The sequence below is a fragment of the Enterococcus sp. DIV0755b genome, assembly GCF_051713765.1.
GTDB lineage: Bacteria > Bacillota > Bacilli > Lactobacillales > Enterococcaceae > Enterococcus_C > Enterococcus_C canintestini.
Map to the genome: position 1 here is coordinate 364,815 of NZ_JBIOQN010000001.1, position 23,936 is coordinate 388,750.

Here is a 23,936-nt window from a genome sequence, read left to right on the forward strand (position 1 = left end):
GAAACGATTAAATATTAAAAAACGAAGAGAGGTCAAAGTCGTGATTAAACATTTTCAAATTGGAGGAAATGATGGAATCCAGCAAGTACCAGCAGCGGAAAGTAACTGGTTAGTTTTAGATGATCCCAGCGAAGCAGAGCGAAAAAAATTGATTGAAAAATACAATTTGCCAGCAGAAATTTTTGTCGGTGCTCGTGCCGCAGAAGAAGTTTCCCACTTTGACGCTTTAGAAGAAACTTCTTTGACAAATGCCTATGTCCTCGTCTTGACCAATTTATCCGAAAAAAAAGCAGAGAAAATTGAAGACCGGTTAAAACCAATCATCTTTATTCTCTCAGACTCACTTTTAATCACTTACTTTGGGAACAAATCCTCTTTTTTAGACCATCTCTTACAAAAATACAAAGATAAAATAACAACTTTTGAAGGATTAATTACGTATAGCGTGTTCATGTTATATAACCATTACATTCAGGAGTTACTAGCAATCAAAAAAGATATCGATGACCTTGATCAAGCAGCTAGAAAAACCACTGAAAATAAAGAATTGTTCAAATTAGCAGATACCAATCGCAAAGTGGTTTATCTCGATCATACCCTTGCCGGTCAAAAAAGCACCTTGGATAGTTTATGGCAAAAAGAGCAATTCATTGAAAAGCTCCATAATCCAAAAGTCCTATATGACATTCGTCTGCATCAAAAACATGCCGAAGAACTCATCAAAATTTATCGGGATTTATTGGAAACTGTGGGGGGATTGTTTTCAGATATGATGGATAACAATTTAAATCATCTAATGAAATATCTTGACTCCGCTGCTTTGATTATCTCCATACCCGCTCTTATTTCCGGTATTTGGGGTATGAATACCGGTGGCTTGCCCGGTGAAGGTTCCAATACTGGCTTCTTTTTAGTCGTTGGTGCTTCAATCATCTTAGCAATTGTCTTTGGTATTCATTTAAAAAGAAAAGATTTTTCGAAATAAAGTAGAATTTTTCACTGATAACTATTTTTACGCAACTACCCCGATGAAAAACAACAGGAATTACGAAATGTGCAATATTAAAAAACATCGTCTTACGTCAAACACCTCCTTTCAAATGAATTATTGAAAGGAGGTGTTTATTTTATGCAGCTCAAATTTTAATTAGTTTAATAAAATCACGATTAGAATAAACTTAAGTTAGCGACTATATTTATATTATAGAAGAAAAAAAATTGTTAGTCATTCAATCACTCGCTAGCAATAAAATTTACATTTTCAGGCTTTTCTATATAAAGCGTGTTTTAGCATTCAACTATATTTCTCCGTTAATTTAAACTATCTTAGTCTTAGCACGCCTAAAGATCCCTTTTATAATTCTTTCACTGTCATTGACATAAAATTTGTGTTCTCTTTATTTCACTTCGATTTGTTCATCACAACGAATTTTTTTAATTTTTACTTTCTTACACCGCGTGAATGAAAAAACAAGAAAATTACCCCTGTAAATTTTCGTCATTTTTCTCCAAATTCCTTCATATTTCCCCAAAAAATCGTTTTTAGAGCGCTTCATTCTATTTTATTTTTTTGAGCAACACACTATATTTCAGTAATTTTTCTGAAAAAAACAGAGGAAGAGTTGCTCTATAGTTAGCTGTAGCCAAAGGAGGTGAACAATTATGAGTGAAGTTACAATTAATACCGGCAATACCGCCTTTATGATTTTATGTACAGCCTTAGTCTGTTTAATGACACCCGGACTTGCTTTTTTCTATGGTGGATTAGCGCGAAAAAATAATATTTTGACTATTATGGCACAATCATTTCTGGCTGTGGGTATTTCCACGTTGATGTGGATTTTTGGTGGATTTGGTTTAGCTTTTGGACGTGACATTGGCGGGATTATTGGCAACCCGACGGATTATTTTTTCTTTCATCATCTAACCAGTCTACCGAATACTCTACGCGGTATTACGATTCCTTTTAGTCTATTTTTCTTTTATCAGTTAATGTTTCTCATCATTACTGTCCCATTAATGACCGGTGCTTTTGCCGGCAGACTTAACTTAAAAGGTTATGTGTTATTAGTAATATTATGGAATCTTTTCATTTACTTTCCAGTTTGTCACTGGATTTGGGGTGGCGGATTTTTAGCCCAGTTAGGATTTCGTGATTTTGCTGGTGGCGCTGTTATCCATACCACAGCTGGATTTGGCTCCCTTGCTTGCATACTTACTCTAGGACAGCGGAGTATCTTACCTTCTGAACGCAACCAACACAGTAGCTTAATGACAGCAGCAATCGGAACGGGTCTCTTGTGGTTTGGCTGGTTTGGTTTTAACGCCGGTGGTACATTTCGAGCCGATTATCAAGCCGCTGCAGCGTTTGGTAATACCTTTATCGCCTTAGCAGTTGCCATGATTACGTGGTTGAGTATCACAAAACTTCAAACTAAAAAAATTGAATTTGTCGATATACTAACAGGATCAATCGCCGGTCTCGCAACAATTACACCTTGTGCAGGTTATGTATCATTTAGCTGTGCGTTTTGTATCGGCTTAATTGGGTCGCTAATTTGCTATCTAGCCGTAAATTATCGTAAGAAAAAGCAATGGGATGATGCGTTAGACGTTTGGGGAATACATGGAATAGGTGGTTTTACCGGTACCATTTTAGTCGGAGTATTTGCAACTCGGCTTAGTCTATTTACAACTACCAGTGGCGTTCAGCTATTTTTCGTCCAACTTTTAGGCGTAATGTTTGTGGCCTTTTATGCCTTTGTTTTAACCACTATTATGCTAAAAATTATGAAAAAATACACCCGCATCACACCTAGTTCAACCGATCAAAAAAATGGGTTAGACTTCTCATTTTTCAATTAAAAAACAGAAAAGAGGAACTTTCATGTCAGAAAGTAAAACGAAACTACCTGCTAAAAAATTGACTTTTTTCGGTTTTCTAGCCATGACAATTTCAATGGTGGTTTCACTATATGAATATCCTACCTTTGCTACCTCCGGATTCAGTCTTGTCTTTTTTCTATTATTAGGCGGACTGTTATGGTTTATCCCTGTAGCTCTTTGTGCCGCCGAGATGGCGACAGTCAAAGGCTGGGAAAAAGGCGGTATTTATACTTGGGTGAGTAATACTTTAGGAAAACGATTCGGCTTTGCTGCTATTTTTTTTCAGTGGTTTGAAATCACAGTCGGTTATTTAACTATGTTGTATTTTTTAACTGGTGCCCTTTCTTATGCAACTGGGATTACAGCCATTCAAAATAATCGCTTTTTAAAATTAGCCGTTTTGCTAATTATATTTTGGGCCATCTTATTATCCCAATTAAAAGGAACAAAATATACCTCATTAATTGCACGGATAGGATTTATGGCGGGAATTTTACTCCCGGCGATAATCTTATTTGCATTAGGGATTCATTATGTAGCTTCTGGTGCACCCTTACAAACAACTTTATCTTTTAAAACGTTGATTCCAGATTTTTCTAAACTTCCCACATTAGTTGTTTTTGTTTCCTTTATTTTAGCTTATATGGGAGTAGAAACTTCTGCCAGTCACGCCAATGAAATGGAAAACCCTAAGAAAAATTATCCATTAGCCATGTTTGTCTTAGTTATTTTAGCCATCATCTTAGACACATTTGGTGGTTTAACCGTAGCAACAACCGTTCCCCAACACGGACTTTCATTAAATACTGGTGTCATCCAATCTCTGGAATTTTTACTTCGTCATCTTAATCCAAGCCTTGCTTGGGTCGCTAAAGTCCTTGCTCTTTTGGTTTGCTTAGGGGTAATTGGCGAAATCGCTTCTTGGGTTACCTCTCCTTCAAAAGCACTTCATGTCGCTGCAGAAGATGGATTATTGCCAACGTATTTCGCTTATGAAAACAGCCATGGTATGCCCGCTCATTTAATGATTGCAAACGGCATTGTCGCATCTATCTGGGCAGCAGTATTCACTCTAAGCGGTGGCGGCAATAATATGTCGTTTTTGGCTGCCATGTCCCTGACAGTCGTCATTTATTTGATGTTGTACTTCATGTTTTTCATAGGTTATCTAAAAATGGTGCATTCTGATGTCCAATTAGAACGTGCGTATCAAGTTCCAGGCGGAAAAGTAGTAAAAACAATTATTGCGTGTCTTGGATTATTGACTTCCTTATTTGCTTTTGCGATTTCATTTGTGCCGCCAGCAAGTATTGCTCCTAGTCAACACGGAATATACGAAACAATTCTTATCGTTTCGTATTTAATTGTTTTAATAATTCCTTTTGCGATTTATGCCAATCGCCATAAATTTTCAACTGTTACCAAAGTAAAAAAATAAAATTGAAAGCTGGTTTTTACAATGAATCAACAACTATTAGAAGAACTCGTGGGAAAAAATTTTCACTATTATCAAACAGGTCAAGTCGCAAATTATATTCCAGCATTAGCTGAAGTTAACCCAAAACAACTTGGAATGGCAATTTACGATATTAAACAAAATAATTTAATACAAGCCGGGGATGCCTCTATTCGTTTTGCCATTGAAAGTATTTCAAAAGTTCCTGTTTTACTTTTAGCCATTGAAGATAATGGTCTAGAAACAGTTTTTGAAACAATTAATACTGAGCCCACAGGATTTGCGTTTAACTCCATTTTAAATATGGAAATCAACCAACAAAAACACCCAATGAATCCTTTTGTTAATGCAGGGGCCATTGCCACTACTTCTTTAATTCACGGGAAAAACAAGAATGATAAATTTGACCGGATTTTATCTTTCATGAAGGAAATATGCCACGATCCAGCAATCACACTAAATGAAGAAATCTATCTTTCAGAATCTAAAACAGGTGATATTAACCGTTCCCTAGCTTACTACATGAAAGGTAATCAAATGATAAAAGGAGATGTAGAAGAAATCTTAGATACCTACTTTAAGCAATGTTCTGTCAATGTTACAGCTAACGGATTGGCCCATCTTGGCGCAGTCCTAGCTAATAAAGGTATTGCTCCTTGGAACAACACCCGCATTATTTCAGAAAAAAGTGCAACGATTGTTAAATCTATTATGACGACAGCTGGTTTATATGATGAGTCGGGCGAATTTTCCGCTCATGTGGGTGTACCAGCTAAAAGTGGTGTGGGTGGCGGATTAATGGCTAGTGTGCCAAACTGTTATGGTTTTGGTGTTTTTAGTCCGGCACTTGATAATTATGGAAATAGTGCCGCAGGTGTCCAGTTATTAAAAGATGTCGTCGCCCAATTACATGTCGATATTTTCGATTAGACCATTGTAGAATTTTTAAATTTTACAAAAAAGAACATCTCACTTAACCCTTTTCTATCATCAAGTATTTAAAAACAGTCCGAAAAAAAGAGGCTATACCTTTTTTGGTATAACCCCTTTTTTCTGTCTTATCATCCGTGGTATACTTTTTAATTGAAAGAAAAATGAACAGGAGCGAATAGTCTATGTTAGAGAAGTATATTGAAAAAAATATTCTTCGTAAAGTATATATCTGCGAACATGTCTTTGAATATCAAGAGATTAAAATTGATGAAATAGCGAATCTGCTAGATGTTTCCCTTCCCACCATTCAACATGATATCGAATGTATCCTTGAACAACTCGACTATTGTATCGATTCTGTAACAAAAGACCATCATCTCTATAAAATACTATTTAAACACGGCATCACCCGTATAGAATTAACGCAAACAATTTATAGTAGTTCCTATTTTCTTCGATTCCTAGCCCATTATTTTGCCGACGAATTTTCCAGTACCCAACTGGCCGATAATGAGTTTATCTCATTGAGTAAAGTATACGCCGTCAAAAAACAAATTCTAGATTTTTTTAAAGAAAATAACTATTTAAAAGAAAAACAAATTCTAATCCCCGAATTTGATATTCGAAACTTATTATTAGCCTTAACTCGTTACATAGATTGGCAAGGATATGAACAACATCACACGGAAGTACAAAATGCCATTGAAGAAGTCATCCAATTTGTCGAAAAGAATTTTTTTGACCGCCGTTATTGTATCGATGAACGCAAATATATTACCCGCGGCATTGAAATTGCTATGGGTAGAGTGGACTTTCCACTAACTTTCCCCAAAATTGAACAACAAGAAGCAGAAAAAAAGCCTTTATTCCAATTAGTCAAGACTGGCTTAGCCCTGCAAAAAAATATACACTTGCAAGAAGCAGACACTTATTTTATTTTCTCATTATTTAATTCACGTAATTATACCAATAGTACCATTGACTTTTTAAAAAAAGATTTCGCAATTGTGTATAAGAGTTTCGTTCAAAAAAATCCTTTTTTACAAGAATTAGTCTTAGATATCTCAGCTCATGTTTGCGCTCTTGATTCAGAAGACGAAATCTTTCAACAAGCATTCTTACAATTAATGCGCACAACTTGGGCAGATGGACAAGCCTTTCTCCCAGAATCGCTCCAAGTTTTAACGCCAAAACAAAGAGAATTGTATACTCTTATTTTAGAAATTCTCGAAAATTGGCGGATACGTCACAATTTTTCTATCCGTTGGAACTGTAATCTCATTTCCAAATTTACTAAAAGTATCTACGTGCTTTTACAAAAAAATTGCAAGTGTACACCAAAAGAAATTTTCATCGTCTCAGATAATTCCTTTAAACAAATGTATTACCGTCAACGCTTGATGGAGGTGATCCATGCGCCCCATAAAGTAAATGTCACCATCTACCATTCACTAGCCGAACTAAAAAATGAATTTCTTTACTCCTGTGAACGGATTGTTTTGTGTGATGCTAGCGTCTATCAGTCCGGCCAAGATACAAAGAAGACTGTTATACTGCCGATTTCTCTGCGTACTACTGACCAAGTCATTTCCGAACTGACCCAAAAACTCGCACTTTAGGGTTAAATTTTACTTAATAAAAAGATTATTTAGAAGATAACTTAAAAAAGCCGCCAGAATTGGTTTTTGACGGCTTAAATAGTTATTTCTGATAAATATTTATTTTATACCTAGATGAGGATGTTAAGTTAGGCTGTAAGAAAAATGAAGAATTTTTCGTAACGACGAACAAAAAGACACTCTCCAAAAATTGGAAAGTGCCTAGAAATATTGATACGAATAAAAAATGAAGATTTAGATTCAAAATTAAGAAGACCGATACCATTACACCAGTTATCCGATTTCAAGATTGGTTTTTGAAGTTAAAATACAGTTTCTTTTATCTGTTTAGTAACTATGTATTATTCTTCTCATTCTGAAACAAGTAGGATAAGATAGTTTATGTAGTTAAATTACTGAGGTGATAGATATGAAAAAAGAAAGCTTATTATCAAAATGGTGTGATCGAATCTGGTTGCAAGTCTTATACCTGATAGGAGTAGCAATGGTTGTCATTGTTTTTCTAAATTGGAAGGATTGGAATATACCACAAAAAATGATGGGGTTATTAACTGTTTTTGTCCCTTTACACGTGTTTGAAGAAAATACTTATCCTGGCGGGTTCTATTTCATGAACAATATTGGTCAACATTCAGATGAACCTACTGTATATCCACAAAATCGTTTGACTAATATGATTACCAACTTAGGTGCTGAAATTTATTTTATTATTTTACTACAATTTGCTGATAATTTAGGACCTATATCTGTTCTTGTCGTTGCACTGTTTGGTTTAGGCGAAACTTTTATGCATACGAAAGATGGAATGGCTATGTACTCTCGCTATAAAGAAAAAGGGAAACGAACAATCTATGCACCAGGAAATGCAACAGCCTTTACCATTTTATTTGGTTCAAGTGTGTATGGTATTGACTGGCTCATAAAAAATGGGTTAACAATAGGCCAATTCTTTGCAGGAGTTGGATTTGTCGCTTTTGTTATAATTGGCTTAATCTTGATTCCTTTCACTTTTTCTAGAAAAGTAAAAAGTAAAAATTTCGCTTTTACTGATTTAGGTTACTGGTTAAAGTTTGAAACTAAGAAATAAAATTTGAATAGCCTCTAAATTTAAAAGAGTTCCTAAAGAAATTTTATCTTTAGAGACTCTTTTTTCCTCTTCTTACAAAAACAGCCTGTTTCCTACTCACACAATAGTTGTCTTGTATCTTATAAGAATACACCACAATATCTTTACATTAAAGATTACGAAGCAATTACTACAAATAGTCACTTTCTACTTTCTTGTGCTTTCCCTAATCCAAGCAAGAACACCTAAACTATTGAAATTATCCACAAAAATAGACATTTGTCGTTCAACACGATGAGATAGAAATAAATTCATCCTCATCAACATGTTATAAAGTACATTCCAAAGAAAAAAAGCACCTCTCGGAAAACCGAGAAGTGCTTGAAATCGTTGATATAAATGGTACTCGATTTCCGAGGAAATCTCCGTCCCATACTGTATTCGTAAGCGAATAAATTCGCAACGACTGCAGTAATTAACGTTTTGAGAACTGTGAAGCTTTACGGGCTTTTTTAAGACCTGGTTGGCAGTTAAACTGTGTTATTTTAAATCAATGAATATCAAAAATGCTGATTTATCAGTATTTTTCTCCTCAAGATTTGTACTGGATTTCAGTCGATTTTAGGCACTCGTAACCACGATTCGTAACCAATTTTGAACGTAAGACAATTTTTACAACAAATTCAGAGCATATCAGTATCTACTACACTCCTTTCAAACTTTCCATTGAAGAAACTGCATGGTAAACCCATGTGGTCTTTTTAACGTTGCAAAATCAAAGATAAAAGAACAAATCCTCCAAATGTTAGGCGCTCTTTTCGGAGGGGTTCGCCTCAAGCGAATTCCCCTTCGTAAAGAGTTCGCCTTGAACATGAGTGGGCGCTAGCCCGCGAGTGTTGTTTCACCCCCCCTATCTAACAGGGGGGTACAAAAACATGAAAAACTGTCGAAAAACTACGTACAAACACTGTTATACCAAGGAAATAAGTACTTATTGACAAGTGTAAACTAATTTAAAAAAGTTCACATTTTGTTTTCACTGGTTCTAACGAGTTTCAAATAGCGCATCAAACTGATATTTTTAGCTATTCAACTTTCAATTAGCCTCGTTGATTTTTAAATTACTGATTTTATGCTTCTATTAATGGCCCGTGAATTATATTACGATTTGAATTCATTTATTAGCTGATACTTAGTCGAACGCCCTTGCCCGACTTTTTGAATCTTATTCTCTGTTTGTAGCCCAGCCAATGCCCGTTCGATCGTTCGTTGGCTAATATCCGGCAACAAACTCTCTAGATCAGCTCTGCTTAGAGGTTCAAAAGACTTTTCTAGTTCTTCAACTACCCGCTCTGCTGGTGTTAACTCCTGATTGATAATAATCTCGAAGCGTTCTGAGAAGTTTTCATACGCTCGCAAAATGATTCCTACAAGATAGCGAACAAACGGCGTATAGTCTTGTTCATTTTCCAACCATCCCACAGAACTCGCCTGTAACGCTTCATAGTATGTTTGCTTCGATTCTTCAATCAGCATTTCAATACTGATATACTTGCCGACTAGATAGCCCGACTTGTACAGCAGGAGTAACGTCAATAAACGGGACATCCGCCCATTTCCGTCACTAAATGGATGAATTGAGAGAAAATCTAAAACAAAGCAAGGAATCAGCAATAACGAATCAATCTCAGCCTTCTGAATGGCTTGATTGTATTGGTAGCACAACTCATCAATTAAGTCCGGTGTCAGATAAGCAGGTGCTGGTACAAAACGAACTCGCTCCTTACCATCTAAATCTTTTTCTGTAATGACATTATCGCCAATTTTGAACTTACCTTTGTAACTTTTAGCCGAGTAATTGTAGAGGTTCTTGTGTAACGTTAAAATATCGTTGGGTACGACCCGAATGTACTCGTAACTGTCATGAATCAGTTTCAACACATCTCGATAACCGGCGATTTCTTCTTCATCCCGATTCCGGGGTTTGACCTTTTCGGCGACGATTTGCTTCAAGCGGCCATCTGTTGTTGCAATTCCTTCAATTTTATTAGATGCCTCTGTACTTTGAATCAAAGCCAAATCCGTTAGCTTATTTAGAATCTCTGGTTTTGTCGCAATATAGAGATCTTGCTTTCCCTTATACTCATGAATTTTGGTCAGCATATTCAGCAGATCATGACTAAGAGTGAGTTTATTCAACTCCCGGTAATCAAATTCTTTCACCGCCATCCACCTCTTTTCTCCGCCATTTTATCTTATTTGGCGGAGAAAAACAAATGATGGCGGAGAAAAAAATCTTATACCATTTTCGTCCAGACTGGGAATACTTCTAAGAATATTTCCTGAAAACTTTACAATGCCGAAGAGAATACAATGATATATAGTGCTTTCTGCATGAATAAGTCTAGTATATATAAGAGAAAAACGGATTCATACATTCATCAATTATTAAAATTGATACTTTAATTGTCTCACCAAGCTCTTCTGTGGAGGAATACCTTATGCTAAACGGCACCCCAAATTCATGAACTTTTGAATTACTATCCTCACCATACACAGCAAGTGTAGTTCCGCCAATATGCGGGAGTTCATTCTTACTCTCCGAAGTAATCAAAAAAACTTTCCCTTTTTTTACTGGATTACTAAACACGTCTACAACACGAATAATATTATCCTCGTTGATGATGCCTAAATCATTCCCAATCAAAGAAGAAAATAAGGTACTCAAAGTAACTAAAATACTTTCTTTTAGGCAAAATATACTATAAAAAAAATCGAGTGTCTTTTCTTCAATAGTAAATACCTTTTGAAGTCTCTCAATTGATATACTTCCCATTTTTTCTGGATATTCTCTAAAACTATAGTTATAAACCTCTTCTTTTATTTGTTCTAACATAATAACTAAGTCTTCAAATTTGATATTAGGTAGTTGAGGCCCCACCTCGATAAACTTTTCTCTTACATTGCTAACCAAAGACATGGACTCAAAACTATCAGCTAAACATTTATATTCAGAAGTATCAAATACCCTGTCTACTTGTAAAATGCACTTAGGATCAATCATTCTAAGTCCTGCATACGGCCCCAAAGCTAATCTAAATCCTAAAGGTAAAAAAGTTAGTTTAGATACAAGCGAGTTATAGATATCGACTAAAATTTGATGGCCCTTAAAATATATTTCTTTTTCACTCGTATTAAAGGGTTCAGCCTCTTTAAACATTAAATCTTTCACTTTTCCATTCTCTATTTCACTATTCACCAATAAAACTCCAAAGAAATGTGTCTGATGCTCTCTAACACTTGAGAAAATAAATCTCTTTGGGTCTATTTTCTTTCCTATAATCATCTCGGTATCTGGTTCAGAAACAGCTTTTCTCATATTGATTAACTCAGCACTAAAAGGACAACTACTAAATTTTTTTGCTAACCTAAATACTTCATCTCTATAATTCCCCATTATGAATCCCCAACCTAGCAATCATATTTTTAAGCTTATCATCTAAATCTTTTTCAGAAATATTTGATCGAATATCAGTTGGCATAGCCAATTGATTAGAATAAAAATGTCTTGTCTTTTGTAACTTATCTAATATAACATTGGGAAAATATCTTCGGACTGTGATTAGAAATTTTTCTATAAAGTCTACTTCTCCACTGTTATCCATTCTTACAAAGGGCGTCCAAATTTGAGGATGGTATCTGCATATAGTTGCTAATCCATACAACGCCATGTATTCATAAAACAAAGAATCAAGATCACACAATTGACCCTCTTTCTCATGGCCAACTGATAAGTATCCTTCATTATAATATGAATGTTTCACTAAAATTTCTTTATTTAACTTTGTTCTAAAAATAACTTGCTTTTTCCTGTTTTTGGAAATTGGTAAGTAATTATCTTTAAACCCAATGACACTGCCTATTTTTTCAATAACTTCTGAATCACTTAAAATGTTGCTATTTGACCTATAAATATCTTCTTCATCTGAAATTATTCTTTCTAAAGGAATAAGATGAAGAAAAGATATGTCTGCCATTTCTATAAACTCTTTATATATTTCTGGAATAGATCCCAACAATTCAACAATTGACCATGTACTATTAGTCGGTATCTCTTTTTGCGTGATTGATTTCAAATAAATATTGAAACCACCTCTCTGAGGGTCAACTAATCTTATTTCATTTTCAAGAATCTTTTGCTTCAGATTATCTTGATTGACCAAATGCATTCCATGCCCCTTCACATTTAAAACCTCTCCACTTAGTAAGCATGAAGCACCAAAAAGCAAATTTGTTGCCCCATAATAAAGTAATAATGGAGCCGTTTGAATGGTAGCTATTTTACTTGCTTGAAAATACTCATACGCTTGGAGTATAGATCCAGAAACAACTTCTACCAAATCATTAGATGGACTAATATCAGTATCTTTATAATAATTATAGATATTATTAGCAAATGAATATCGCCTTAAGTTTAACCAAATATCTTCTTCGGGATTTTCTGAAAAATAAACATCTGAATAATCCATACCGTCCTCCTATTTTCATTATCTATATACTCTTATAATTATATGAGTATATTCATTTAACAACTAAATAATTTCTTTTTATTCAAACTTAGAGTACAAAACTTAGCAAGCAATTTTTTGTTTAGACAGAAATAATTAAATCAACACCAACTGCAAGAATAACCAATATATTTAAAACAGAAAGGAATATTCCTAAATATAAAAACCTGTGATATATTTTCAATTTTAGTCTATTTTTAAACTCCAAGGTCAGATATATCAAAATAAATGCTGCTAATGGTGTAAAGAAAGAAGCGATTGCTACTAACAATAGAAAATAAAAATTTTGATTAATTATGTCATCGTTCTCTTTCAGAGTAGATTGAAGTATCTTAACAGAATCATCTATAAAATAACTAATTGGAACATCATAGAATTTACTAATTATCTTTAAGTTTTCTGTATCTGGAGTAGAGTAACCTCTTTCCCAATTAGAAATGGTTTGCCTCGAAACATTAATTTTGGTAGACAGTCCTTCTTGCGTATAGCCGGCTGCTTTTCTTAAATTCCTCAGTTTTTCTTCCATAACTTGCCCTCCAATATTAAATTCCAAAGGTTTGCAAAGTGATTTTGACAGATTATTTCCCGATATTACGCGATACTTATCGAGTAATCCCAATTACTTTATAAAAAATTCATAAGGAGCGATTCAAATGAAAAAATCAATTTTTCTAAAAACGGGCATTGTTTTAACCACTATTTTAACACTAAGCACCAGTCTAACACCATTGACAACTTTTGCTGCAGAAAATCACAGTACAGATGAACAAACAGTACCAGCGTCAACTAATTCAGATTTAAAAGAACAATTTGGCCTCACAGACAACGAGTTGAACTCCATTGATAAAACAAAAAATTTTACACCAACTGCAGCTCAGTTAAAACAAATTGATAATTTATTAAACCGTAACCATAATGCACGTATATTCGGGCTTGATGATGTGTTAGAATTAATTGCAATTGTAGGAATCGGTTATGGAGCTGGTCACTGGGCAGCAAGCGAGGCACATAAACGATTTGGCCTATCAGTTGCAAGCTATAAAGCAAACAGATGGTGGTGGAGAGCAGGGATCGCTGCTGCTGCAGGAATTCCAGCCGCGGTAGGATTCGATGACTATTTCTATGGAATCTAAAAGAAACACGAAAGCAAGATTAAAACGTCTTCAATATCTTTTCGTTATATTGATGATCGTGGCTTTAATTAGAGAAGTATACTTTTTAGCATTTAGCTTCGGGATTACATCAAGTATATTTTATCTATTCCAAAAGAACTACAAAGAGAATAATACATAGATCGAGTTAGCACGCTTCTATGTATAACAAGAAACCAGTCAATACTAATTTTGACTGGTTTTTTATACTAGTTCTTCAAATAGAGGGTCATCTTCATAAGCTCAGCTTTAAAAGATGAAGACACCCCTTCCACTACTTCTACAGTTTCAAATACACATGATTGGCTATCATATCTAAATTCCACAATATTCGAAGATTCTCTTCTTCTCTCAATCCCATAATAAACAATTTTCGATTTTTCCAAATCAATCCCCAACAATAGAAAAGCTCGGGTAAAGAAGTCAATCGTCACTTGATTCGTTAAGTCCGGTAAATTGTGATACAAATACTTTTGTCGTTTCGCAAATGTATAGGGTAACAAATGAACTCGATTGTTTTTAACGTCTACATAGGCATAATAACGTGGTGATGAATCCAATGGATCATTGGCCGCGGCCGCAGTATAAAGCGATTCTGTTCCTTCAACTTTGGAATACGTTAGATATGGATCGTTTCTTTCCACTAGCATACCCGAATCCATAATCCCTTGCAGGAACTCCATAATCGTCATTTCATCATAAACATCCACTTTTTGCTGTTTCAAAAATGCCAACATTTGTTGTAGAAATGCTGGATTCACTTGTAACTGGAAATGATCCTTCAATAAATTGGTTAGTACTTCTTCTGGTGTCCCATACAATAGCTCTTCTACAGTCGTCTTACCCAATAAGGCGATTTTTTTGAGTTTGTCTTCTTTGGGTAAATTAATCCCTCGCTCCCAATTATTAACTGTGGTTTTGGGAGAATTACTGATTAACTCACCAAACTGAGCCATACTGTAGCCTAAATCCGTCCTTATTTCACGGATTTTTTTTGCTACTCTTTGTTGATCGACTTTCATAATCCTCATCACTCCGATAGTTTTCTAGTTCCATCATATCAAATTTTCTTAATAATCGAAATATAAAAGTACTTATTTTCGAACTTTATTTTGTTGACATTCTACTGGATTAGGCGTACGATATACAAAAGTACTTTTATAAGTACTTTTGACGCGCCCTTTGAAAACTGAATAGCACCTTTCTTCTTTTCACTTCTAGATTGGAGGTAAATCAATCAATGGCAGTTGAAATTACACTTTCGCCTGATCAAGAGACGAGTTTAAGAGAATATATGTATACCTTAATGGTAGATGAAGTGAGAAACGCACGAATAGCCGTACATTTAGAGAATCGCTATTTATCAAAGAAAGAAACGTGTGAGTATTTAGGTATCGCCAACAACACGCTTGATAAATGGATTGATGCAGGACTTCCCATGATACATCTTTGGGGTGTTGTACGATTCCAGCGAGAAGAGATAGATAAATGGCTAAGGGAGTATTCCAAAGCACAGCAAGGCGCTGTATGATGAGTGTGTAGTGATACTGATATGCCATTTTTGAAAGGAAGATAGAAATGGCAATTAGTCTAATGGAAAATGGCTCGTATAAAGTCAATGTTTATATGGGGGCAGATGCTTCTCGATACGTGGCTTATGCGGACAGCAAACACGAAGCAGAGATTTTAGAAACAGAAGCAAAATTAAAAAAATTGAAAGGAGAAGTGAAAAAGAAGAAAGGTTCTTATACATTCAAAGAGGTTTACCAAATGTGGTGGGATAAGAAATACACGGTAACCCAACATCATGAGCAATCCACCTTGGATCGAACTAAGACTTGTTTTAAGAAGCGGATTCTTCCTTACCTAGGGGATATTCCAATTAATAAGATTACCTATGACCTATTAGAAGATACCCAAATTTTGTGGGCATTTGGCAATGAGGAAAAAGGGATTAAACCTTACGCTAACTATAAACACTGTGTCTCCTACACCAAACAAGTATTACGCTATGCCCTAGTGAAAGGTTATATCCAGAAGAATCCCTATGATTTGTTGGAGATGCCTGTAAATGCAGACCTAAAAAACAAAAAGGAAGAAAAACGTCAGCAAAAATATTATTCCAAGGAACTCATTCAACAGGTGTTAACTTTGATGAAACAAGAATATGGGGTGCGAGACTATACGTTACTTTCTTTGGTTTATCAATTAGGAGCAGCCAAAGGAGAAATTTATCCCTTGGTCTGGTCAGATATTGATTTCAAAAACAAGACGATTTCCCTCATGCATAAATTGGTGAAAAATAAAGCTACCGGAAAATACGAACGTGTAAAAGGAATGAAAAACTCTTATCGCTTTCGGACGATTCCAGTAGCAGATTCCGTCATTGATTTATTGGCAAAATGGAAAAAGGTACAATTCAATGAACTTCAACAAGTCAATATTTTCCCAACCGATGATCAATTTATCTTCACCTATACGACTCAAAAGGGAGAACTGAATCAACCTTTGCATCCAGACTATCTTAACAACAAACTTGATGCCCTTTCAAAGAAATTCGGCCTTCCTAAAATAACACCACACGGCTTGCGGCATACCTTTGTCAGTGACCTTTTAAACAATGGTGTCGATGATTTAATTGTAAAATCTCTAGTCGGTCATGCGGAAACATCTGAAATCACACGAAATGTTTACGGACATGTAAATCCAGAAGTTCAAAAAGAAACCGTCAAACATTTGGAGGATTATCGGCAAAAAACAAGTTGAGAAAAATAGTCGTAACCAAACTCGTAACCAAAATAAAAAAAGCACCTTCCAACTGAATGGAAAGTGCTTGAAATCGTTGGTATAACAACGATTAACGTTTTGAAAATTGAGATGCTTTACGTGCTTTCTTAAGACCTGGTTTTGTCTTCGTATCATTGAATAAGTTTGAAAAGCCTTGATTTATAAAGGTTTTCCCGTAAATGTATTTTATTATATTTGATTAAATTTGAAATGTTTGTGTTCTAAAATGTGTTCTAATTTAAAGGCAGTATATTTCGTATTTTAGATTAATTTTTAGGCTCATTCATTCTCAAATCCATTCTTTTTAGTCAATAAATATTTTAAAAAGATTTTATAAACAAAGATGTTCAAGCGAGCATCTTATTTTTTTGTGCTTAATTTGAAAGGAGAACATTTCATGTATAAAAAACAAAAAAAGAAATTATGTGTATTAACTATTTTGAGTTTGGCTGTTCAAGCAATTGTAGGAGCAATTACTCCTACAATTGCTTTCGCGAACGAATTTGACTATCCGCATGAAGTGACGATTACCTATGACATGAATAAGCTTTATGAAGTAAACGGAAAATTTAGTGATGGAAGTATACTTTCAGAAGTAACAACAACATTATATGCAGAATACAACGGTAAAAAGCAGACAGTATTTTGTATTGAACCAGGGGTTAAAATTCCTACAGCAGTCACACCTGGTTATGAGAAAAATCCATTACCATCTATGTCAGAAAAAGCAAAATTAGTGTCAGTTCTTTGGAAATATGCAGGGACTGATATGGATACCAATATGGTTGCACAAAAAATGATCTGGGAAGAAGTTAATGGCTATACTTTAAACTCCATCAAAAGACCGGATGGTAGTTCGATAAACATTTCTGAGATTGAGTCCAAAATCAATCGAGCAATTGACGAGTATCAGAAAAAACCAAGTTTTCATAATTCTACGTTGAAAACAGTTTTAGGACAATCGACTACTGTGACGGATACAGGCGGCGTAAACTTGTCTGAATTTGATGAAGTGGTTCAAAATACCGCAAATGTTGATTATCGTGTTAATGGTAATCAATTGGTGATTACACCAAATGCAAATTCAAAGCAGGGAGCACTGACGCTGAAAAAAACGGCAGGTAATGGAACTCCAGTTTCATATAAAAAGGCTGGGAATCAAACTGTAATGGCTGGGGCGATTGATAAACCGAACACTTTCACGGTCAAAATTGATGTGGAAACAGAGGGTTCTTTAAAGATCAAAAAAATTGATAAAGAATCAGGTGCTATTGTACCAGGAACGGTTTTCCATTTAGACTTTGGAAAAACTTTACCCGCAAAAGATGTGACTACCGATAAAGAAGGCATTGCGACATTGGATGGGATTCCTCATGGTACAAAGATAACCATTACTGAAAAATCAGTGCCGGCGCCTTATACGATTGATACTACATCCATGACCGCTACGATTAAAGCGGGCGAGACCATTTCAGTGACTTCAAAAAATACGCGAGAAAAAGGTCAAATCATTCTGGATAAAACCGGAGTTGAAACAAGGAGTGATCTTTGGAACGATAATTACTCTTTAGTGGGCAATACGTTTGCCATTCGCAAGGATAGCCCAACTGGTGAAATCGTTCAAGAAATGATAACGGATGAAAACGGTCATGCAGAAACACCAAAAGAGATTGCTAATGCGTTGGAATTGGGAACCTATTATGTGACTGAAACCAAAGCTAGTCATGGCTTTGTGAATACGTTCAAACCCGTAAAAGTCGAATTGAAGTATGACAATCAAACCATAGCCCTTGTTACGAGTAATGTAACAGGGAAAAACCGAGAAATCACTGGAGAAACCACTCTGACGAAAGAAGACAAAGATACTGGGGATAAAGCACAAGGTAAGGCAGTCTTTGAGGGTGCTGAATACACCTTGTTTACTGCTAAGGATGGAAAATCTGTTAAATGGAGTGAGGCTTTTAAACCAGAGTTAGCGAAGGGAACGAAAGCTTCTGATGAAACGGTCACTTTGAGTTTAGACGAAAAGAACCAAGTTGCTGTTAAACATTTAGCTATCAACGAGTATTATTGGCAAGAAACAAAAGCGCCCGAAGGATATAGCCTTGATGAAACAAAGTATCCTGTATCCATCAAAAAGGTGGATGATAGCGAAAAAAATGCCGTGATTACCCGAGATGTTACGGCAAAAGAACAAGTGATTCGCTTTGGCTTTGATTTCTTTAAATTTGCTGGATCAGCTGCGGGCACTACCGAAACTGGCTTCAATGATCTGACCTTTAAAGTGTCGCCATTGGAAGGGACCAATGAAATCACAGGTGCCGAAGATGAAGCGACCACAGCTTATAACAAGCAATTAGGGTTTGATGGTTATGGCAAGTTTGAAAATCTTCCTTATGGGGATTATTTACTTGAAGAAGTAGAAGCCCCAGAAGGTTTTCAAAAGATTACGCCATTAGAAATCCGTTCTACTTTTAAGGAAAACAAAGAAGACTTTGTGAAGAGTGAGTATGTCTTTACCATTACCGAACAAGACCAAAAACAACCAATTAAAACGGTGACCGTTCCTTACGAGAAGCTGACGAACAAAGCATTTTCTGTTAGTTTGAACCGTTTAATGCTCTATGATTTGCCTGAGGAAGAAGATAGTTTAACTTCTCTTGCGACTTGGAAAGACGGAAACAAAGAATTAACTTCTCTGGATTCTACCGAGCTAGTTGATAAATTGAGTTACAATCTACATGAAATCAAAGAAGACTGGTATGTGGTAGCGCAAGCCATTGATGTGGATGCGACAAAAGTTGCCCAAGAAAAAGATGAAAAAGCCAAACCAGTGGTGATTGCAGAAACAAGCGCAACGTTGGCGAACAAAGAGAAAACAGGAACTTGGAAAATTCAGCATAAATTAACCGCCGAACAAGTTTTAAATAAAACTATTGTCTTATTCAACTATGTGTATGAAAATAAGGAAGCTTTTGAAGCAGGCGATAAGCCAGTAGCGAAGGATGTTAGCTTGAATAATCAAGCCCAAACTGTTAATTGTACGGTGGAACGTCATGTTTCTATCCAAACAAAGGCCCACCTAGAAAACGGTTCTCAGACCTTTACTCATGGTGATGTGGTGGATATGTTTGATGATGTGTCGATTACTCATGATGTACTGGATGGCTCAAAAGAAGCTTTCGAAACAATTCTGTATGCTTTATTACCGGATGGTACAAACAAAGAAATTTGGAAATCTGGCAAGATTGATTATGAAGTAAATGATAAAGAATTCACCAAAACTGTGCTTGCGAAAAAAGTAGATACCGGAAAATATCCAGAAGGAACCAAGTTTACTTTTGCGGAAATCAATTACGATAAAGATGGGAATATCAATGGAAAACACAATGAAGATTTGAAAGAAAAATCTCAAACCTTAACACCAAAAGAAGTTCCAACCATACTAAGTACGCCGAAACAACCGGAAACACCAACTGTTCCAAGTGGCTCTCAAGAATCTAGTCCCACAGTGAAGACCTTCCCTCAAACCGGGGAGAAAAATTCCAATGTTTTACTGTTCATTGGTTTTACTTTGATTTTTGCGACGGCGGGCTATTATTTCTGGAATCGCCGGAACTAAGGTGATGAGATGATACAAGTAAATCCTAAGAACCAACGTGCGCGACCGCCTCCTAAAAAAGTAGTCGCGCTATTTTTGTATCCAAAACTAACAATGAAAAGAGGAAAAGAAGATGGAATTGAAATTTGTCGTGCCAGATATGGCTGAAACCTTTGGAAAGTTAAGTTATGCCGGTGAAGGAGAAATTATAACAGAAGGATATGGACGGAATACTACGGTGATTGGTCGCAGTTATCATTTGTATTCCAGTAAGCAACGGGCCGATGATATTGAGGTGGTAGTAGCTGCGGAAGCCGGTGAAAAGGATTTTGATCAAGACCAACCGCTAAAAGCCGTGAATCCCCATTTGGTTGCCAAAGGCTATGAGATTGAGAATCGTGGGTTTACTGATTACGTGTTGTATGTTGATGATTTAGTGAAAGCATAGGAGGAAAAGAAGATGAGATTAACAGAAGGTATTGTCGTAGATTCAGGTTTAACATTTGGGAAGTTGCGTTTTTCCGCATTACGCCGAGAAGTACGGAAGCAAAATGAGGATGGAACAATTGGTAATGAGGTAAAAGAACGAACCTATAATTTAAAATCCTCTGCACAAGGGCGAATGATTCAAGTTAGTATCCCAGCTAATGTACCCTTACGCGAGTTTGCTTATGATGCAGAGGTAGAGTTGGTCAATCCAATCGTGGATACCGTTGCCAATTATGTTTTTCGAGAAGGAACTACCGTTAATTGGTTCATTAAGGCGGATGATTTAGTCTTGAAGCGGCAGCCGAATCAAGGAAATCCTACGAACCAAAATGAAAGAAAGAAATAGGTGAAGATTATGGAAATTAATGTTGAACATATTTTAGATTGTCTCGATCAATATGGAAAAGGCGAGCTGACTGAGGAACAACTCGTTAAAGCATTAACCTCTGATGAAAAAATGTTTCTGATTATACATCAAGGTTTACTTGGAGAAAATAGCGACAGTGAAGAAGACTCTGATGTACTAGACTGGTTAGGAGAAGAAGAGTCTTTCTTTATAGTTGTCGAAGTAAATGAAAACTTATGTCGGCAGGCAGAATCCATTTTGGAAGAAATTGGTGTGGAGATGCCGGATGCCATTGAAGGCTTTTTAAATCAATTGGTTGAAACGAAACAACTCCCCTCCTCGTAGCAGTAAATGACTAGCATAACTTTTTGAAATTGCCTAATGAAATCCTATTGGGCTTTTTCGATTGGAGGTGGAAACCATCAAAATGTACAAAGGACATCGCATACGCGCAGGAGATCAGCACTTGGTTTATCACTTTGTTCTTGGCTGGCTACTCGCTCTGTTCATCGGTTGGATGAGCGTCTTTTATTTTCAAGAGTTTAGACAATTTGATATTTCTAAGCTATCACTTTCTACTATTGAAATCGTTTGGTCTATAAAAGATTTAGTATGTCTGCTTGGAAGTCTCGCTTTTTCAGGAGCTATGATATTGCTTTATATTCACTTTTTTCCTGATCATTGGCGAAGCTTGTGGCATCGACAAAAGCTAGCTCGGATGATTCTAGAGAACCATTGGTATGAAGTGAAACAAACTCAAAGTGAAGGCTTTTTCAAAGATTTGAATAGTAGCCGAACCAGAGAGACTATCAGTTACTTCCCCAAAATCTATTATCGAATGAAAGATGGATTACTGTCTATTCGCGTTCAAATTTCACTTGGGAAATACCAAGATCAGCTTTTAAAATTGGAAAAGAAGTTAGAAAGCGGACTGTATTGTGAGTTAGTAGAAAAGGAACTCAAAGACTCCTATGTGGAGTATACTTTACTGTATGATATGATCGCCAATCGAATTGGGATAGACGAAGTAGTGGCAGAAAATGGGACTCTGCGATTGATGAAAAATCAAGTATGGGCTTATGATTCTTTACCCCATATGTTAATCGCTGGTGGCACAGGTGGAGGGAAGACCTATTTCCTCCTCACCATTATCGAAGCACTATTGAAGTCAGATGCAGAATTGTTTATCCTCGATCCCAAAAATGCAGATTTAGCTGATTTAGGTACGGTGATGCCTCATGTTTATTCACAAAAGGAAGAAATTTCTGCTTGTGTGGAAGATTTCTATGAACGTATGATGGCTCGTAGCAAGGCAATGAAAGAAATGTCTAACTACAAAACAGGAGAGAATTATGCCTATCTTGGACTTCCACCCAACTTTTTAATCTTTGATGAATACGTGGCTTATATGGAGATGTTAACGACGAAAGAAAGTGCGGTGATTTTGAATAAGCTCAAACAAATCGTGATGTTGGGTCGTCAATCTGGTTTCTTTCTGATTTTGGCTTGCCAAAGGCCGGATGCAAAATATTTAGGAGACGGAATCCGCGATCAATTCAACTTTCGCGTGGCTTTGGGTCGTATGAGTGAACTCGGATATTCCATGATGTTTGGGGAGGTCGAAAAAAACTTCTTTATGAAGCACATCAAAGGTCGAGGTTATGTGGATACAGGTGGCAGTGTGATTAGTGAGTTTTATACGCCACTTGTACCAAAAGGGTATGATTTCTTAGATTCAATTAGTAAATTAGAAAAGATGAATGATTGAGTGATCTTCAATACTGACTTTATACTTCAAGTAACGTATAATACTTTTATATAGTAGGAAGAAAGGGGATAATTAATATGGAAAGTAATGATTCTTATTTAGAGTATGCAAAAGCAAATAAGGATAAGTTTATTTCTTATATTATCAAAGGGAAATCCCCCGAAGTTGGACGAGACGCAGTTTTTATGGCAGGGAGTCCTGGAGCTGGAAAATCAGAGGTTGCCATTGGATTAGCTGAGAATTATGATAACCATGTGATTATTGATGCGGATTACTTTCGCACCCAGTTTCCTGATTATAATGGAAAAAACTCTAGTCTCTTTCAAAAAGCATCTTCTTGGTTGGTAGAGCAGGCATTTAGATATGTCTTAGATCATGGCTATTCTTTTATTCTGGATGCAACTTTTGCAATATTAAGTGCTGAAAAAAATATCTCGCGGGCGTTGAAAAAACATTTTCGAGTGACGATTTTCTACGTTTATCAAGACCCTAAAATCGCTTGGAAATTTACACAAGAACGTGAAATTGCAGAGGGACGTCATGTGCCGAAAAAGGCATTTATTAACGCTTTTTTCAAATCAAGAGAGAACATTGCAAAAGTAAAGAGTAAACATCCAGATGTATTGCTTCATATCATAATAAAAGATTATACGAATAATATTTCCGAAGTTCATTATGCTGCGGACAATCTAGAATTATTTTTACCACTAGGGTATAGTAGGAAAGATTTGGAGGTTCAATTACATGACTGATAAAGAACAAGTAACGAAAATTGTAAAGAAATACAATAAGAGCATTGCGGATTTATCGGAAAATGCTACTGCAAAAGAGTTCAAAACGGTGATTAAATATGTAGCCGATCAGGCCAATGAAAAACAAAGGAAATTAGTTGGATTAAATAAAAAATAGTAGGACAAATTAATAATGTATGAGCCAAGAGCAAAATGTTCTTGGCTTTTTTCTTTGCAATGAATGAGGAGACGGATGCTCGAATTGAAATAAACCAAGTAATTGCAGAATTTGAGCGGATTGCGGACCAAGCAAAAGAACCGGATATTCGTCAATACTTGTTAGAAATGAAAGCAGAGTTGGAAGTAAATGGTATTACAGATGAGTAACCTAAACCAACACAACTGACTGTTAGGCGCTGACCGCGGAGGATTCGCGAAGCAGAAATCCTCCGTGGTGCTGTGCCTGTTCATGGACGGCGTTAGCCGGCCATGATGTCTCACCCCCCCGTATCTAACAGGGGGGTACAAAAACACA

Annotated in this window: 22 protein-coding genes; 17 read left to right on the forward strand and 5 right to left on the reverse strand. The window is 36.0% G+C overall.

Going from position 1 to position 23,936, the window contains the following annotated elements:
- Positions 1-40 precede the first annotated feature (40 nt).
- The 6 genes from IGI65_RS01925 (at position 41) to IGI65_RS01950 (ending at position 7,981) form a co-directional block, all read left to right on the forward strand.
- The gene (locus IGI65_RS01925; RefSeq protein WP_438773072.1) at positions 41-985 is read left to right on the forward strand and encodes a magnesium transporter CorA family protein; all 945 of its coding nucleotides are present in this window, start codon (positions 41-43) and stop codon (positions 983-985) included.
- A gap of 677 nt (positions 986-1,662) precedes the next feature.
- Complete coding sequence (locus IGI65_RS01930; RefSeq protein WP_438773073.1) at positions 1,663-2,865, forward strand: ammonium transporter; 1,203 nt, start codon at positions 1,663-1,665, stop codon at positions 2,863-2,865.
- Between the two features lie 22 nt (positions 2,866-2,887).
- Positions 2,888-4,324 (forward strand): amino acid permease, encoded by a 1,437-nt coding sequence (locus tag IGI65_RS01935; protein ID WP_438773074.1) that lies wholly within the window; start codon positions 2,888-2,890, stop codon positions 4,322-4,324.
- A 21-nt stretch (positions 4,325-4,345) separates the two neighbouring features.
- Positions 4,346-5,272, forward strand: coding sequence for a glutaminase A (gene glsA, locus IGI65_RS01940; RefSeq protein WP_438773075.1), 927 nt, complete (start codon positions 4,346-4,348; stop codon positions 5,270-5,272).
- A 185-nt stretch (positions 5,273-5,457) separates the two neighbouring features.
- A complete protein-coding gene (locus IGI65_RS01945) occupies positions 5,458-6,894 on the forward strand; it encodes a helix-turn-helix domain-containing protein (protein WP_438773076.1) in 1,437 nt (478 codons plus the stop codon).
- Between the two features lie 409 nt (positions 6,895-7,303).
- Positions 7,304-7,981, forward strand: coding sequence for an HXXEE domain-containing protein (locus IGI65_RS01950; protein WP_438773077.1), 678 nt, complete (start codon positions 7,304-7,306; stop codon positions 7,979-7,981).
- A 1,140-nt stretch (positions 7,982-9,121) separates the two neighbouring features.
- On the opposite strand, the gene IGI65_RS01955 is transcribed toward IGI65_RS01950, so the two are convergent.
- The 4 genes from IGI65_RS01955 to IGI65_RS01970 all read right to left on the reverse strand — a co-directional run bounded on the left by IGI65_RS01955 (position 9,122) and on the right by IGI65_RS01970 (position 13,054).
- Entirely contained in the window at positions 9,122-10,189 is a 1,068-nt protein-coding gene (locus IGI65_RS01955) for a Fic family protein (protein WP_438773078.1), read from the reverse strand.
- Between the two features lie 175 nt (positions 10,190-10,364).
- Positions 10,365-11,417 carry a hypothetical protein gene (locus IGI65_RS01960; RefSeq protein ID WP_438773079.1) on the reverse strand — a complete coding sequence of 351 codons (1,053 nt, stop codon included), beginning with the start codon at positions 11,415-11,417 and terminating at the stop codon, positions 10,365-10,367.
- The gene (locus tag IGI65_RS01965; RefSeq protein WP_438773080.1) at positions 11,404-12,489 is read right to left on the reverse strand and encodes a YaaC family protein; all 1,086 of its coding nucleotides are present in this window, start codon (positions 12,487-12,489) and stop codon (positions 11,404-11,406) included. The genes IGI65_RS01960 and IGI65_RS01965 overlap by 14 nt, the downstream gene beginning before the upstream one ends.
- Before the next feature lie 121 nt (positions 12,490-12,610).
- Positions 12,611-13,054 (reverse strand): helix-turn-helix domain-containing protein, encoded by a 444-nt coding sequence (locus IGI65_RS01970; RefSeq protein WP_438773081.1) that lies wholly within the window; start codon positions 13,052-13,054, stop codon positions 12,611-12,613.
- 127 nt (positions 13,055-13,181) lie between these two features.
- On the opposite strand from IGI65_RS01970, the gene IGI65_RS01975 reads away from it, so the two are divergent.
- Complete coding sequence (locus IGI65_RS01975; RefSeq protein ID WP_438773082.1) at positions 13,182-13,661, forward strand: hypothetical protein; 480 nt, start codon at positions 13,182-13,184, stop codon at positions 13,659-13,661.
- Positions 13,662-13,888: 227 nt separating this feature from the next.
- On the opposite strand, the gene IGI65_RS01980 is transcribed toward IGI65_RS01975, so the two are convergent.
- Positions 13,889-14,701: a helix-turn-helix domain-containing protein gene (locus IGI65_RS01980; RefSeq protein WP_438773083.1), complete on the reverse strand. Its 813-nt coding sequence runs from the start codon at positions 14,699-14,701 to the stop codon at positions 13,889-13,891.
- Between the two features lie 218 nt (positions 14,702-14,919).
- Between IGI65_RS01980 and IGI65_RS01985 the strand changes: the two genes are divergently transcribed.
- The 10 genes from IGI65_RS01985 to IGI65_RS02030 all read left to right on the forward strand — a co-directional run bounded on the left by IGI65_RS01985 (position 14,920) and on the right by IGI65_RS02030 (position 23,788).
- Positions 14,920-15,210: a helix-turn-helix domain-containing protein gene (locus IGI65_RS01985; protein WP_003128904.1), complete on the forward strand. Its 291-nt coding sequence runs from the start codon at positions 14,920-14,922 to the stop codon at positions 15,208-15,210.
- A gap of 47 nt (positions 15,211-15,257) precedes the next feature.
- On the forward strand, positions 15,258-16,445 hold the full coding sequence (locus IGI65_RS01990; protein ID WP_071857945.1) for a tyrosine-type recombinase/integrase: 1,188 nt from the start codon (positions 15,258-15,260) through the stop codon (positions 16,443-16,445).
- Positions 16,446-16,863: 418 nt separating this feature from the next.
- A complete protein-coding gene (fss3, locus tag IGI65_RS01995; RefSeq protein ID WP_438773084.1) occupies positions 16,864-20,088 on the forward strand; it encodes a fibrinogen-binding MSCRAMM adhesin Fss3 in 3,225 nt (1,074 codons plus the stop codon).
- 112 nt (positions 20,089-20,200) lie between these two features.
- Complete coding sequence (locus tag IGI65_RS02000; protein WP_002297366.1) at positions 20,201-20,515, forward strand: YdcP family protein; 315 nt, start codon at positions 20,201-20,203, stop codon at positions 20,513-20,515.
- A 12-nt stretch (positions 20,516-20,527) separates the two neighbouring features.
- The gene (locus IGI65_RS02005; RefSeq protein ID WP_002297365.1) at positions 20,528-20,902 is read left to right on the forward strand and encodes a YdcP family protein; all 375 of its coding nucleotides are present in this window, start codon (positions 20,528-20,530) and stop codon (positions 20,900-20,902) included.
- A gap of 9 nt (positions 20,903-20,911) precedes the next feature.
- The gene (locus tag IGI65_RS02010) at positions 20,912-21,247 is read left to right on the forward strand and encodes a hypothetical protein (protein ID WP_002297364.1); all 336 of its coding nucleotides are present in this window, start codon (positions 20,912-20,914) and stop codon (positions 21,245-21,247) included.
- Between the two features lie 82 nt (positions 21,248-21,329).
- Positions 21,330-22,670, forward strand: a complete 1,341-nt coding sequence (locus IGI65_RS02015; protein ID WP_002407829.1) for an FtsK/SpoIIIE domain-containing protein — start codon at positions 21,330-21,332, stop codon at positions 22,668-22,670.
- Between the two features lie 77 nt (positions 22,671-22,747).
- Positions 22,748-23,422, forward strand: coding sequence for a zeta toxin family protein (locus tag IGI65_RS02020; protein ID WP_002360711.1), 675 nt, complete (start codon positions 22,748-22,750; stop codon positions 23,420-23,422).
- Positions 23,415-23,579 carry a hypothetical protein gene (locus tag IGI65_RS02025; RefSeq protein ID WP_002346900.1) on the forward strand — a complete coding sequence of 55 codons (165 nt, stop codon included), beginning with the start codon at positions 23,415-23,417 and terminating at the stop codon, positions 23,577-23,579. The genes IGI65_RS02020 and IGI65_RS02025 overlap by 8 nt, the downstream gene beginning before the upstream one ends.
- Positions 23,580-23,620: 41 nt before the next feature.
- A complete protein-coding gene (locus IGI65_RS02030) occupies positions 23,621-23,788 on the forward strand; it encodes a hypothetical protein (RefSeq protein WP_154898413.1) in 168 nt (55 codons plus the stop codon).
- Positions 23,789-23,936: the final 148 nt, after the last annotated feature.

Coding starts and splice junctions, on each gene's coding strand:
- IGI65_RS01960 (WP_438773079.1), bottom strand. CDS start 11,417: ATGGGGAATTATAGAGATGAAGTATTTAGGTTAGCAAAAAAATTTAGT.
- IGI65_RS02000 (WP_002297366.1), top strand. CDS start 20,201: ATGGAATTGAAATTTGTCGTGCCAGATATGGCTGAAACCTTTGGAAAG.
- IGI65_RS02020 (WP_002360711.1), top strand. CDS start 22,748: ATGGAAAGTAATGATTCTTATTTAGAGTATGCAAAAGCAAATAAGGAT.
- IGI65_RS02010 (WP_002297364.1), top strand. CDS start 20,912: ATGGAAATTAATGTTGAACATATTTTAGATTGTCTCGATCAATATGGA.
- IGI65_RS01930 (WP_438773073.1), top strand. CDS start 1,663: ATGAGTGAAGTTACAATTAATACCGGCAATACCGCCTTTATGATTTTA.
- IGI65_RS02005 (WP_002297365.1), top strand. CDS start 20,528: ATGAGATTAACAGAAGGTATTGTCGTAGATTCAGGTTTAACATTTGGG.
- IGI65_RS01950 (WP_438773077.1), top strand. CDS start 7,304: ATGAAAAAAGAAAGCTTATTATCAAAATGGTGTGATCGAATCTGGTTG.
- IGI65_RS01975 (WP_438773082.1), top strand. CDS start 13,182: ATGAAAAAATCAATTTTTCTAAAAACGGGCATTGTTTTAACCACTATT.
- IGI65_RS02025 (WP_002346900.1), top strand. CDS start 23,415: ATGACTGATAAAGAACAAGTAACGAAAATTGTAAAGAAATACAATAAG.
- IGI65_RS01955 (WP_438773078.1), bottom strand. CDS start 10,189: ATGGCGGTGAAAGAATTTGATTACCGGGAGTTGAATAAACTCACTCTT.
- IGI65_RS01945 (WP_438773076.1), top strand. CDS start 5,458: ATGTTAGAGAAGTATATTGAAAAAAATATTCTTCGTAAAGTATATATC.
- IGI65_RS01990 (WP_071857945.1), top strand. CDS start 15,258: ATGGCAATTAGTCTAATGGAAAATGGCTCGTATAAAGTCAATGTTTAT.
- IGI65_RS01980 (WP_438773083.1), bottom strand. CDS start 14,701: ATGAAAGTCGATCAACAAAGAGTAGCAAAAAAAATCCGTGAAATAAGG.
- IGI65_RS01985 (WP_003128904.1), top strand. CDS start 14,920: ATGGCAGTTGAAATTACACTTTCGCCTGATCAAGAGACGAGTTTAAGA.
- fss3 (WP_438773084.1), top strand. CDS start 16,864: ATGTATAAAAAACAAAAAAAGAAATTATGTGTATTAACTATTTTGAGT.
- IGI65_RS01935 (WP_438773074.1), top strand. CDS start 2,888: ATGTCAGAAAGTAAAACGAAACTACCTGCTAAAAAATTGACTTTTTTC.
- glsA (WP_438773075.1), top strand. CDS start 4,346: ATGAATCAACAACTATTAGAAGAACTCGTGGGAAAAAATTTTCACTAT.
- IGI65_RS01970 (WP_438773081.1), bottom strand. CDS start 13,054: ATGGAAGAAAAACTGAGGAATTTAAGAAAAGCAGCCGGCTATACGCAA.
- IGI65_RS01965 (WP_438773080.1), bottom strand. CDS start 12,489: ATGGATTATTCAGATGTTTATTTTTCAGAAAATCCCGAAGAAGATATT.
- IGI65_RS02015 (WP_002407829.1), top strand. CDS start 21,330: ATGTACAAAGGACATCGCATACGCGCAGGAGATCAGCACTTGGTTTAT.